Source organism: Nonomuraea sp. NPDC049378, from assembly GCF_055586745.1.
On record NZ_JBVJHP010000010.1, the window covers coordinates 57342 to 70240 of the forward strand.

The 12899-nt window shown below is 67.9% G+C and carries 8 protein-coding genes; 2 read left to right on the forward strand and 6 right to left on the reverse strand.

The features are described 5' to 3' along the window. Window positions 1–84 precede the first annotated feature (84 nt). Window positions 85–372 (reverse strand): DUF4287 domain-containing protein, encoded by a 288-nt coding sequence (locus ACZ6SA_RS22345; protein ID WP_347643540.1) that lies wholly within the window; start codon window positions 370–372, stop codon window positions 85–87. A 174-nt stretch (window positions 373–546) separates the two neighbouring features. Continuing rightward, window positions 547–4650, reverse strand: a complete 4104-nt coding sequence (locus ACZ6SA_RS22350) for a glycosyl hydrolase 115 family protein (RefSeq protein WP_465830058.1) — start codon at window positions 4648–4650, stop codon at window positions 547–549. A gap of 148 nt (window positions 4651–4798) precedes the next feature. Here ACZ6SA_RS22350 and ACZ6SA_RS22355 point away from each other — a divergent pair, with 148 nt between their 5' ends. Both ACZ6SA_RS22355 and ACZ6SA_RS22360 read left to right on the forward strand, forming a co-directional pair. Beyond that, window positions 4799–5791: a LacI family DNA-binding transcriptional regulator gene (locus tag ACZ6SA_RS22355; protein ID WP_347643538.1), complete on the forward strand. Its 993-nt coding sequence runs from the start codon at window positions 4799–4801 to the stop codon at window positions 5789–5791. Window positions 5792–5983: 192 nt separating this feature from the next. Further along, window positions 5984–7093 carry a carboxylate-amine ligase gene (locus tag ACZ6SA_RS22360; protein WP_347643537.1) on the forward strand — a complete coding sequence of 370 codons (1110 nt, stop codon included), beginning with the start codon at window positions 5984–5986 and terminating at the stop codon, window positions 7091–7093. A 79-nt stretch (window positions 7094–7172) separates the two neighbouring features. Here ACZ6SA_RS22360 and ACZ6SA_RS22365 read toward each other — a convergent pair whose 3' ends face one another. The 4 genes from ACZ6SA_RS22365 to ACZ6SA_RS22380 form a co-directional block, all read right to left on the reverse strand. Next, window positions 7173–8057 (reverse strand): carbohydrate ABC transporter permease, encoded by an 885-nt coding sequence (locus tag ACZ6SA_RS22365; protein ID WP_347643536.1) that lies wholly within the window; start codon window positions 8055–8057, stop codon window positions 7173–7175. Beyond that, window positions 8054–8995 carry a carbohydrate ABC transporter permease gene (locus ACZ6SA_RS22370; protein WP_347643535.1) on the reverse strand — a complete coding sequence of 314 codons (942 nt, stop codon included), beginning with the start codon at window positions 8993–8995 and terminating at the stop codon, window positions 8054–8056. The genes ACZ6SA_RS22365 and ACZ6SA_RS22370 overlap by 4 nt, the downstream gene beginning before the upstream one ends. Before the next feature lie 74 nt (window positions 8996–9069). Then, window positions 9070–10431, reverse strand: coding sequence for an extracellular solute-binding protein (locus ACZ6SA_RS22375; protein WP_465830062.1), 1362 nt, complete (start codon window positions 10429–10431; stop codon window positions 9070–9072). 169 nt (window positions 10432–10600) lie between these two features. After that, window positions 10601–12775: an alpha/beta hydrolase gene (locus ACZ6SA_RS22380; protein WP_465830064.1), complete on the reverse strand. Its 2175-nt coding sequence runs from the start codon at window positions 12773–12775 to the stop codon at window positions 10601–10603. Window positions 12776–12899: the final 124 nt, after the last annotated feature.

Genomic DNA, 12899 nt, shown 5'->3' on the forward strand with positions numbered 1-12899 from the left:
TCACGTGACCCTGCCGTCCTTCGACCAGACTCTCGTGCGATCTAGTCCTTCTTCAGGTTGGCCGGCTGGTCAGGGGCTGGCTGGTCAGGGCCGGTTGTCCTTGCCGTCGAGCCACAGCGTGTCGGACTCGTCGCGATGGGAGCCCGAGCTGCCGACGTGTTTGGCGTCGATCTGCGGACCCTTCTTGATCACGTGCACCAGGGCCATCGCGTGTCCACGTCCGAGGCCGTAGTCCTCCTTGAGCCAGTCGATGATCGCACCGGCTTTCACGGACGGGTCGTCGAAGCCGCGCCCCTTCGCCAGGGCGATGAACTCCCGTGGCGTCAGCCCGGTCTTGCCTTCAATGTTGTCCAGATACGCCTGGAAGGACATGAGGTTCTCCATTCTGTGGGGTTATGTCGGCACATGACAGGTCCATGTGCCGCCCGCAACCCCTGCGAACAGTAAGCTTGCATTTTGCAAGTCCGATATGTCAACTGAAGTATGGGATGAGATCACGGCCTTGCACGGCGCGCTGGGGTCCGGCAAGAAGCCAGGCGAAGGTGCTCATCCCACCTTCGCCTGCGACGACGCGCTCGCTCCCCGGCTGCTGGGGTCCTGGAAGCCGGTCAGGCCGGGGGTGTCGTCCGTGGTCAGCACGATCTGGTTGAGCACCAGCCCCGCCTCACGAGGCGCCAGCGAGATCGTGTGCTCGCCCGGCTCGAGCGCCAGCGCGGCGGCGGCGACGCTCGTGCTGCCGTACCAGGTCTCGAACCCGGTCTCCGGCCCGGACTTGCTCGAGTGGTATCTCCACTGCCCGTCGACGAGCACGTGGTAGGAGTCGGCGTCGGGGTTCGGGTTGCTCGTGTTGGCGAACAGGTAGTACGTGCCACCGGTCCGGATGTCGACGGTGAAGTCGAGCCGCGGTGGTGCGCCTGCCGCGGAGCTTCCGTTGACCTTCTCTGCCGGGCCGGCCTCGAACAACGCCTCGGCCTGGGCCGCGGTGGTCGCCAGCCAGTTCGCCTTGGCGCCGGCGTCGGCCGGCGGGACGACCTGGAGGCCGTTACGGGCCAGCGCCCAGGTGTGCGTCCCGTTGTTGCTGTCGGTGGCGTGGGCGGCGGCACTCTTCTCGAGCGCGTCGGCCGCGTCGATGACCGCCAGGCCGTCCCGCTCCTCGTACGGGCCGGTCGGCGAGCCCTCGGCCCTGCCCACCGTGACCGGCGCCACCCAGGCCTGCCCGCCACCGGCGGTGATGGAGAGCTCGGCCGTCCCCACCCTGTGCCCGGTGACCCGGATGCGGCCGTCCTCCACGGCGACCGACGCGGCGGTCGTGTTGTCGGACCCCGCGGCCTCCACGTCCCGCACGCCGTCGACCGTGCTCGTCTCGCCCACCGACGTCTGGATGGCGGGCAGCCGGTGGAGCTCCGGCATCGCGGGCGGAAGAGGCGCCACGGTGGCCTTCTGGGGAGCGGCGATGTTGTTCGGGCTCTCGGGCGGGCCGACCAGGCCGTCACCGGCCGCGCCGGCGCGGGTCTCGATGATGATCCGGTCGAAGAGGATCGCCGCGTCCGAGCGGTAGACCACGAGGTCGTGCCAGCCCGGTGTGGTCACGTCTACGGTGAACCGCAGGGGTTCGATGGCATGCATGATGTTGAATCCCCAGGGGCTGGTGCTCGTACCGGCGACGGAGTTGCCGCGCAGCAGGCTGGGGGCCTGCTTGTCGAGCCCGATCGCCGTGCGTGCGGTTCGCGGCGTGCCGTCGTCGTCCGTGCCCTCGTTCAGCGTCGGAATGCGGTAGAAGGTCCCGGTGAACTTCCCGGTGGAGGTGAAGTGGACCCGGTATCTCAGGCGGGCGGTCGTCTCGAAGCCCGAGTCGACCCGGGGCGCGATCTCCGGGAAGCTGCCCATCGATGCCCCGCGCTGGCCCACGCCCTGGAGTGGCGCCCAGCGGCTGCCGTCGGCGCCGGGCACGTTCTCGGAGAAGTGCTCGGCCTCGATGGTCACGTGTCCGCCGGCCTCCAGGTGCGCCGGCTCGGCGGCACGGCGCAGATCCACGGCTGCCCGCTCCGCCTTGACCGTGAACGTCGCGACCGGGTCGCCGGCCTTGACGCCGTCGACGGCGTTGAAGACCCGGATCGTCCCCGTCGTGGCCGGGTTCTTCTTGGCGACCGTCACCGTGACGCGCTGTTCTGTCGCGGTCTTGCCCGAGCGCCGGGAAAGGATGATCCACGGAGCGTCCGCCTCGGCGACCCACTCCTGCGGGTCGGCCACGTCGTCCCGGGAGAACACGTCGAAGAAGCGTTTGTCGTCGGGCGCGGCCGAGTTGAACGTCAGCGTGCCGCGGCCGGGCTCCTTGCTCCCCTCGGCGGCGGCGCCCACCGCGTCGGCCGGTGTGGCCACCCGGGCATACCGGTCGTTGGTGAGCATGACGGCGCCCTCGTTCGGGAAGCCTTCGGGATGGCTGTGGCCGATGGCGTCGTCCCACTTGCCGTCGCTGATCGTGTTCCAGTGGTCCTCGTCGGTGAAGACGCGCTGACGGGCCTGCTTCGAGAGCAGCTCGTAACTTCCCGCGCTGGCGTAACGGCCCTGGGCGGCGGCGAGCTGGTTCTTCCAGTAGTAGCCGATCTGCTCGGCCATGTTGCGGTAGGACCGGACTCGGTGGAGCACCTGCTGGTAGAACGTGGAGCGATAGCGGGGGTCGAGCTTCGCGGAAACGCGCTCGAGAACCGCCACCAGTTCGTTGGACTCGTTGATGTAGCGCTGGAGCTCGTCCCCGTCCGAGGTGGCGCTGAAGGGGAAGACCTGACCGTTGTGGATCCTTCCCGAGTTCGCGTTGGAGGAGTTGACCTCCCCCCAGGACTCGGCGCGCTTGGTGTTCTCGAGCACGTCGAACCTTTCCAGCGCGTCGACGACCGCGGCCGCGTCGCCGCCCTTCAGCCGGAAGTCCCTCTGCACGTGCTCGGTGAGGAACTTCTTGCCGATGTTCGTGTCGTCGTAGCCCTCGACGTGCCACGCGAGCTTGGCGAACAGGTCGAGCTTGATCTCGCCGGGCTTGATGTCCCCGACGTTGAGGATCCAGTAGCGTCCCGCACCGGAGTTCCACGCCCGGTGCAGTTGCTGCACCATGAGGGACATGGGCGTCGAGTTCAGCCACAGGTAGCTCTTCGGCTCGCCCCAGTAGGAGATGTGGTAGTAGACGCCGTTCCCGCCGGACCGGGCCGCTTCTGTCCGCGTGGGCACCTGGCGCAGGTAACCATGGTTGTCCTCGGCCCACATCAGGGTCACGTCGCCGGGGATGTGGTCCTTCAGTCCGGCGTTGTAGAGATCGTTCATCTCCTTGTAGGGGATGAACACCTGGGGCACGGCGTCGGCTCTGCCGTAGATCTCCGCGATCAGCCGGCGCTGCTCGCGGATGACGTCGGCCAACATCTCGATCTTGTCCTTGAACCCGTACGGGTTACCGGGCGTGAACACCGGATCGCTGTCGTGCACGCCGCGGATGCCCAGGGCGAGGATGTTCTCGAAGCCGGCGTTGGCGACCACGCGCTGGCGCCAGTACTCCAGGATCGCGGGCTTGTTGATCGAATAGTCGAAGGCCGCCACGGCGTCCGGGCCCTTGATGTCCCACGCGTCCTTGTTGCGGTCGTACCACTGTCGCCATTCGCCCTCGTTGTTGCGCAGCATCAGCTCCGCGTGGGAGGAGGACGCGACGATGCCGAACGCCGCCGCCTCGCGCGCGTTGACCGGTGTTCCGTTGTCGTACGTCCCGGTGTCGGTGACCGCGTTGAACGCCGTCGAGGCCAGGTGCATCGCCGGCCAGAGCGTGTTCAGCCTGAGCCGCAACATCAGCTCGAAGACGTGCCGGTAGTAGTTGACCTCAGGCGTGCCCTTGCCGGTGGGGAACTTCTTCTTCGCCCACGCGACGGTGCGTTCCTCGTCGTTGACGAAGATTCCGCGGTATTTGACGTCCGGCCCGTCGTCGACCCTGGCCTTGCCCTTGACCTTGATGTCGTCGCGCTGCCTGACCGGTACGTCGGCGTACCAGTACCACGGCGAGACCCCGATCTCCTCGGAGACGGAGTAGATCCCGTAGATCGTCCCGCGGGCGTCGCTGCCCGCGATCACCAGGGCCTTGCCGACCCCGGGGACCGGGTTCTTGACGGTCTTGGCCGCGTACGCCTCCCACCTGCCCTCGATCCCGGCGGCCTCGTCGAACTTGCCGGCTTCGACGATCTCGTCGATCAGCCGGCTCTGACCGAGCTGGCCGACGATGATCGCGGTCTTCTGGCCCGCGGCCTCGGTCAGCAGGGCCGGCGTCTTCCTGCGGTCGGCCTTCGCCAGCCGCGCTTCCTTGGCCGGCTCGTCGTCGACGAACAGGCTCTGCACCTCGCCGGGGTCGATCGCCCCGGTCACCATGGCGACGTCCTGGCGTAAATCCTGGACCGCGCGACGCACCTGTCCGTAGTCCCGATCGGCGTGATCGCCGCCATAGGACGGGTCGATGAGGATCGGCGCGGTCGTGCGGCCGTCGAAGATGGTGAAGTCGGTCGATGCCGCCTGTGCCGGCGTCACCCCCACCGACGTCAGTGACACGGCCAGCATGGCGCCGGTCGTCACGACCGCGGACCACCGCCTGACCCGACTGCCGATCGTGCGCTGCTCGTGCTGCACAGCTTGACCTCTTCGCCCGGGCTGCGACATCCCTCGCTCCTCTCGCCCGACACGTCACCGTGTGGCCGGCATGATCGCAACGTAGGTACGACGCGACAATTTCTGCAAGGTGTTGCCAGAATTTCCATATTCGTGGCTAGATGCGTTCGTGCAGCCCACCATCTTCGACGTCGCGCAAGCCGCCGGCGTGGCAGCGTCGACGGTCTCCCGGGCGTTCAACAACCCCGGCCGGGTCAACGAGGCGACGCGACAGCGGATCGTCGCGGCCGCCGCGCAGCTCGGCTATCAGCACAGGCCGCAGAACCGCGCTCTTGCGGGTCTGCGCCACCGCACCATCGCCCTGGTGCTGTCCGACATCACCAATCCCCACTTCTTCGAGCTGATCCGCGGCGCCGAACAGCGCGCGCGGGCGTCCGACGCCACTCTGGTGATCGTCAACGCCGAGGAGTCCCGGCGCATCGAGGAGAACCAGATCCGCGGCCTGGCCACCGGCGTGGACGGGTTCGTGCTGGCCTCCAGCCGGCTCGGCGACGAGGTCCTGCGTGACCTCGCCAAACTGCACCGGATCGTCCTGTTCAACCGAGAGCTGCCCGGGTTGACCAGCGTGACGTTCGACACCGTCACCGGCTGCCAGCAGATCCTGGAGCACCTGGCCTCGCTCGGGCACCGGAGCCTCACCTACTGCGCCGGGCCTCCCAGCTCCTGGATGGGCGCGACGCGCTGGGCGGCACTGGGCGCCGAGGCCGGAGCGCAGGGTCTGACGGCCCACCGGATCGGTCCGTACGCCCCCAACGTCGCGGGCGGCGGGGCCGCCGCCGACGGAGCGCTGCGCACCGATGCGACGGCGGTCATAGCTCACAACGACCTCCTGGCGATCGGCATCATCCGGCGCCTCGCCCAGCGTGGTGTCCGCGTCCCGGCCGACGTCAGCGTGATCGGGTTCGACGACATCTTCGCCGCCGACTTCGTCCATCCCTCGTTGAGCACCCTGGCCGGGCCCGGCTCGCACGCCGGCCGGCTCGCGGTGGAGCTCCTGATCGAGCAGCTCGCCGCACGGTCACCACGCGAGGGCGAGGCGATCCGCCTGCCCACCGAGCTGGTGATCCGCGAGTCGTCCGGACCGGTGGAACGCCGCGGCTGAGCGGCCCCGGCCGCACGAACCGGGAAATCGCCTCGGCGCCGGGTGAGTACCGTGGCGTCTGCGGGCAAGAGCCTTCGAGACGAGGGTAGTGAACCGGTGCCGGCTCACATCTGCGACGGAGGCCGAGCCGGGTCGGACAACCACGTGAGTGATCATCTGCCGCGAAGTGGCTTGCGCTTCAGGGGGCCGCTCATGAGAACGGATCTCTCATCCGCCCGTGCGGAGCACGGCGGAAGCCCCACCCTGACTCTGGGCGTGGAGGAGGAGTTCGTCCTGCTGGACCGCTCCGACGGGCGTCCGGCCGACCGGGCGCCCGCGATCCTGGCCCTGCTCGGCGGCGAGCCGCTGGTCAAGCATGAATTCCTGCGCTACCAGCTGGAGACCGTCACCGGCGTGTGCACGGATCTGGGCCAGGTGGGGAAGGAGCTGGCGCGGAGTCGACGGCTGGCCGCCCGCGCGGCGGCGGAACTGGACTGCCATCTGGTCGCCACCGGCATACCACCGCAGCCTGGCCCCGGCCCGTGCCCGGTCACGGCCGATCCCCGCTACCTGCAGCTGATGGCCCGCTACGGTTTCCTGGCCGCCGGCCCCGGCACCTGCGGGTGCCATGTGCACGTCGGCGTGCCCTCACGGGAACTGGGCGTGCGGGTCCTGGCGCGGTTGCGGCCGTACCTCGCCACGCTGCTGGCGCTCAGCGTCAACTCTCCCATCGCCGACGGCTGCGACACCGGTTGGGCAAGCAGTCGCTACCCCTGGTGGACCCGCAGGCCCTCGGCGGTGCCTCCCCGGGTGTGGCGATCCGCGGCCGCCTATGACGCCACCGTACGCCGCCTGATCCTCCGGGGGGATGCGCTGGACGAGCGGGGTGTCTACTTCCACGCTCGCCTGTCACCGCGCTACCCCACGGTGGAGGTGCGCATCATGGACGTCTGCCTCACGGTCGATGACACCGTTCTGGTCGCCGGACTGGCACGGGCCCTGGTCGCGTTGGCGATCGACGACGAGCGACGCGGCGTGCCGGTCAAGGTCATCAGCGGCCGGCGGATCACCGCCGACCTGCGCGCCGCCGCCCGGCACGGCCTGGCCGCGCACGCCGTCGATCCGTACACCGGATTCCTGGCGCCGCACCACCATCTGGCGGATGCCGTCCTGAACCGCCTGCCCGAGCCCGAGCCGATCGCCGGCCTGCTCCGCTGCCTCGTCCTTCACGGTACGGGTGCCGACAGGCAGCGCGCGATGCTGGCCCGCGCCGGCACGCCGCAACGCTTCGCCCAGTTCCTCGCCGAGGCGACCCTCCGGTGAATCCGCGCCGTCCACGGACCCGGGCCGGGCGCCTTGCCGCCGCACATCGCGCCTGACGCGACGGCGCATGTGCCGCGGCTCATCTCAGGCCACCGACGGACAGCCCTCCGCGCCAGTGTCGTTGAAGAGTGAAGAAGGCGATGACGAGGGGGATGACCGACACGAGCGCGCCCATGATGATGAGGCTCCAGAGGGAGGTGCTGCCCGCGTTGTTCGCCGAGGCGATCCCCTGCCAGAGGCCGAGTCCGACGGTGACGGGGAAAAGGCGGTTGTCGGAGAGCATGGCCAGGGGCAGGAAGTAGTTGTTCCAGGATGCCACGGCGGACAGGAGCAGCACGGTGACCACCGCAGGCCGCATCAGCGGGAACGCGACCTGGAGGAACGTTCGTATCTCACCCGCGCCATCGGCCCGCGCCGCGTCCAGGATCTCGTCGGGAACCGCGTCGCGCGCGTACACGTGCATCAGATAGACCCCGAAGGGGTTGAGAAGCGAGGGGAGGATCACCGCCCAGATCGTGTTCGTCAGTCCGAGCTGGGAGAACATCATGAAGGTCGGAATCACCAGGGCCGTCGCGGGCACCATCAGCGCGCCGAGCACGAGTGCGAAGCTGAAGCGTCTGGCGGCGAATCGGTATTTGGCGAATCCGTAGCCGGCCATGACGGCCAGGATCGTGGCGCCGATCCCGCCCGCGACGGCGTACAACGTGGAGTTCAGGATCCACCTGCCGTAGATCCCGTTGTCGTAGGTGAACAGCTGCTGGAGATTGCCGACGTAGTCGATCTCGGTGGCGAACCACAGGGTGTTGCCGCCGCCGAACAGGCCGGGGGCGTCTTTGGAGCTGTTGACGATGACCCACCAGAACGGCACGAGAAAGTACACGACCAGAAAGCCGAGGAGCACCTGCAGGGGGAGATGGCGTTGTGGCCGGCGGCGGGCGCCGGCGCGGGAGGGGGCATTCGTCACAGGAAGCTCCTTCGCTTGCGGGTGAAGAACAGAAAGGCGTAGACGCCGACGAACACGATCCCGCCGAGAGCGAAGGAGATCGCCGATCCGTAGTTGAAGTTCGCGAGTGAGAACGCCTGCTGGTAGGCGTACATGTTGGGGGTGAAGTCCGGCCCGATGGTGCCGGCCGCGAGCGACCGCAGAATCTGTGGTTCGTTGAAGAACTGCAGGGTGCCGATGAGCGAGAAGACCAGGATCAGGATCAGCGCTGGGGCGATCAGCGGGATTTTGATCCGCAGGGCGATCTGCCACTTGCCGGCGCCGTCCATGCGGGCGGCCTCATAGAGTGCCGGGTCGATGCCCTGGAGCGCCGCATACAGGATGATCATGTAGTAGCCGGCCCACTGCCAGGTCACGACGTTGACCAGACCGTAGAAGATCAGATTGCTGCTGAGGAAGTCAGGCGGGGTGGCGCCGAACAACCCGAAGATGTCGGAGAACGGCCCGAAGCTCCTGCTGTACAGGAACCCCCACATGACGGCCCCGATGACCGTGGGAATCGCGTAGGGGAGAAAGATCATGAGGCGGGAGAAGCGGGTGAACAGGGAGGTCACCGCATCGAGGATCAGGGCCATCGCGAGGGCGATGATGATCTGCAGCGGAATGGAGACCAGCGAGAAGCGGATGACGAACCACGACCCCGACAGGAAGCTCGGGTCGCTGAACGCCTTCACGTAGTTGTCGAGGAAGACGAAGCTGGTGCCGCCGATCAGCTTCTTCTGAAAGAGACTGAGGTACAACGCGTACCCGAGCGGCGCGATGAGCAGGGCGAGGAAGACGATTCCGAATGGCCCGACGAAGAGCCACCCCATCAGATGCTCGCGGAGGCGAACCGTGCCGCGGGTTCTGCGTGTCCTCTCCTGGGTGGGTGGTGTGCTCTTCTCGATCAGAATGGTCACGTTGGGCTCCGGAATGTCGGTGCTGGCAGATCACGGGTGGGCCGGCCGAAGACGGGCGCGGCCCACCCTGCTCGTCACTTGACGGTGAAACCTTGTTCCTGGGCGTAGCCCACCACGTCCTCCTGCAGCCGGTCGGCCGCCTGCGCGCCGGTGTCGGAGCCCTTGATGAGCGCGCTGACCTGCTTGGTCATGGCGTCGAAGTAGTACTGGCCGAACGGGCTGTAGGTGACACCCTTGTAGGCGTTCGCCGCGGGGACGTAGACCTCCTTGTTCGCCTGCTGGCCGTCGAAGAAGTCCACCTTCAGGTTCACGAACTCGGGGTCGTTGAGCGCTTTGAGGTTCAGCGGGAAGATGATCTGGTTGGTCCAGCCGTGGGTGAGCGACTCCTTGTCGGCGTAGAGGCCGTACGCCACCTTCGCCGCGAGTTCGGGGTTCTTCGCCTGGCTCGTCACGGAGAAGGCCGACCCGCCCCAGTTCACCTGCACGGGGTTGTCGGCATCCCACTGCGGCAGCGGGGCCACCGCGAACTTGCCGGTGTCCTCGCCCTTGCCGACGCCGGCGCCGGTGAGGTAGCCGGGCGCCCAGGCCGCCGAGATGTACGTCGCGTACTTCCCGTTGATCACTCCGGAGATGTACTCGGGCGTGAACTGGTCCTGCGTCCCGACCAGCCCCTTGCGCGCGAGGCCCGCCCAGTAGTCGAGCACGTCCTTGGAGCCCTGGTCGTTCAGCGCGATGCCGATCGTGCTCTGCTGCGCCGGGTCGTAGGTGAACGGCACGGCGCCCTTCTGGATCTGCAGCGCCATCGTGAGGGCGGACACGTTCGCGGCGAAGTCACCGAACTGCGGGCCACCCGCGTCCTTCATCTTCTGCGCCGCCTGCTCGTACTCGGCCCACGTCTTCGGCGGCTTGATGTCGTACTTGTCGAAGATGTCCTTGCGGTAGATCATCGCCATCGGGCCGCCGTCGACCGGAACGCCGTAGACCGCGTCACCGACCGAGACGTCCTTCCACGCGCCCTCGCTGTAGTCGGCCTTGACGCCGTCGAAGCCGTACTTCTTGATGTCCACGAGCGCGTTCTGGATCTGGAAGGTCGGGATCCGGTCCATCTCGATCATGATCACGTCGGGTGCGCCCGTGCCCGCCGAGATGGACGTCTGGAACTTGTCGTACTCGTCACTGCCCTGGCCGACGTTGGTCCAGCAGACCTGCACCTCGCCGTTCTGCTTGTTGAAGTTGTCGACGACGAGTTGCATGTTGGGATACCAGCCCCACATCGTCACGACCGGAAGGTCCTTCTTGGGGATCGTGTTCGTGCAGTTGCTCGCGTCGTTTCCGCTCGCGTCGTTCCCGCCTCCTTGCTCGCTGGAGGAGCAGGAGGCGAGCGCGGTCGCGGCGGCGAGCATGGCTGCCGCGACAAGGAGCGTTTTCTTCTTCATTGGCATGTTTCCCTCTGGATCGCAGCGCACGGAGGTTCCTGCGCTGCCGCTGTGATCGAGCGACCGACCGGGACGGGGCACAGGTGACGCGACCTGTGCCCCGCCCGTTCGTGTCGCCCTTGTGTGAGCGCTAACATCATCGATGTCCGACAGCGCCCGGGAAGGCCCCCTAGCGCTTGAACAGGCGTGGCGCCAGGTCGATGAGGTTCTTCTGCCACACGTCCCAACCGTGCGGCCCCGGGGTGACCCCGTCGAACTCGTAGCGGATGCCGAGGTCGTCCAGGGTGGCCAGGGACGTCGTGAACGACGGGTACACGAAGTCGGTCTGGTCGCCGACGTACAGGCGCAACAACGTGGTCCCGTTGTTGATCGCCTCCGCGTCGACGCCCGCGCCGCTGCCGAAGCCGGCCGAGAACGCCGCCACATAAGCGAACGTGCCCGGGTGCGCCTTGAGCACCCCGAACGTCTGCCCGCCTCCCATCGAGAGGCCGGCGAGGGCCTGCTGCGACGGGTCGCTGGAGACGTTGTAGCGGTCACGGACAGCCGGAACGATGTTCTCCAGCAGTTCCTTGTTGAAGTCGGGCACGTTGCCGTTGCCCATCACGACCACCATCGGCACCAGATCCCCGTCGAGGAACTGGTGGTCGAGGATCTGCTTCGCACGTCCCATCTCGACCCAGTCCGTGTAATTCTGTCCGCCACCGTGCTGGAGGTGGAAGACGGGGTACGGCTCCGCGCGGTCCGGGTCGTAGCCGGGCGGGGTCCACACCAGCGCGGTCCGGTCCTCATTCGCCACACCGCTCCGGTACGTCATGCTCTCGACCTTGCCGCCCTTGCCGGCGGGAACGTCCGAGAGCAGGCGCGCCCTGTCGCCGGGGACGAAGAAGGTGCTCCACGTCGGCTCCGAGGTCACCTTCGTCGGGTTCGACGCGTCCTTGACCGCGACCCGATCCACCATCAGCCGGTAGTAGTAGAACCACGGGTCGAGCGGACCCACGGTCGCTCGCCAGCGGTCGCCCGCACGGGACAGCGGGATGCGCAGCCAGCTCCCGTTGGGAGCCCAGTTCGCCCACACCGTGACCTGCTGGGCGTCCTGGAAGTCCGTGGTGGTCTCGAAGGTGACGAACCCGTCCTCGGCCACGAACGGCGTCGGAGTGGTGCCGGGCGCCGGCGGGGTGAACTCGCCCTTCAGCCGGCCGTGACCGTCGCTCGGGCCGTGATCCGACACCTTGCGGAACAGCCGCGGCACGAAGTCGATCAGGTTCTCCTGCCAGGCGTTCCAGTTGGCCCCGGCGTCGGGGTTGACCCCGTCGAACTCGTACGTGACGTGGGCGCGGTCCAGCGCCTTCGTCAGGCGGTTGGTCGCGTTGTACGCGGGATCCGTCACGTTCCCCGTGTACAGACGCAGCAGCTTGACGTGGCGGTTGATCGTGTTCGCGTTCGCCCGGCCGACGCCGTCCGCCAGGAGGCCTGAGAACGAACCGGCGTAGGCGAAATGGGTCGGGCGGGTCAGCGCGGCACGCAGAGCCCGCGTCCCGCCCTCGGTCACACCGGCGATCGCCTGATGCGCGGGGTCCCGGTGGATGCGGTAGCGGTCCTCGACCGCCTTCCGGAGATCCTTCACCTCCTTGTCGCCGGCGGACCCGTGCCCGTCGCTGATCACGACCACCATCGGCTCCATGTCCCGCTGAGCCGACAGATTGTCGAAGATCTGCTTGGCCCGGCCGAGGTCGAGCCAGTCGGTGGCGCTCACACCGTCACCGGACTGCAGGAACAGCACCGGATACGCCTTGGGGCCAGGAACGGGGTAGCCGGGCGGCGTCCACACCAGAGCCGACTTCTCCTGCTTCCCGGCCCGGTAGGTCAGGGTCTCGACCTTGCCGCCCTGTCCCTCGGGCACGTCCGCCAGCGGGCGCACCGCGTCGCCCGGCACGAAGAAGGTGCTCCAGAAGGGCTTGGACGCCACCTTGGTGCTGTTCGTCGGATCCTTGAGGCCGGTGCCATCGGCCGTGACCTGGTAGGAGTACAGGCCCGGCTTGAGCGGGCCGAGGACCCCCGAGTAGACATCGCCCCGGCGGGTCAGGCCGAACTCCGCCCAGGCGGCAGAGGGGCCGAAGTTCCCCTCGATGACGACCTGCCCCGCGGCGCCCTCGATGGCGGCCGCCGGGACGCTGAACGACGCGTAGCCGTCCTCGGAGACGGTGAGCCATGGCGTGTCGGCCGCCGCCACCGGCCCCGGCGCGAGCAACACCGCCGCGATCGCCATGACGCCGGCGGCGATCACCGACGTGAGCCGGCGCACGCCCTGGGGGCGCGACCTGCCGTGATAAGGTAAAAAAGGCATGCAGAAACTCCCTTGATGGCCTGGCCACGGATGGTTACCTGCGGGCCGGCCTAGATCAGCGATGGTTGTGTTGGGTTCTGTCAACACCTCCGTCCGTAGGGGTTCGACTTGCCCACCTGCCGTT

Excerpts from the sequence above, each read along its gene's own strand:
- ACZ6SA_RS22345 (WP_347643540.1), bottom strand. The coding sequence starts at position 372 with ATGTCCTTCCAGGCGTATCTGGACAACATTGAAGGCAAGACCGGGCTG.
- ACZ6SA_RS22380 (WP_465830064.1), bottom strand. The coding sequence starts at position 12,775 with ATGCCTTTTTTACCTTATCACGGCAGGTCGCGCCCCCAGGGCGTGCGC.
- ACZ6SA_RS22360 (WP_347643537.1), top strand. The coding sequence starts at position 5,984 with ATGAGAACGGATCTCTCATCCGCCCGTGCGGAGCACGGCGGAAGCCCC.
- ACZ6SA_RS22375 (WP_465830062.1), bottom strand. The coding sequence starts at position 10,431 with ATGAAGAAGAAAACGCTCCTTGTCGCGGCAGCCATGCTCGCCGCCGCG.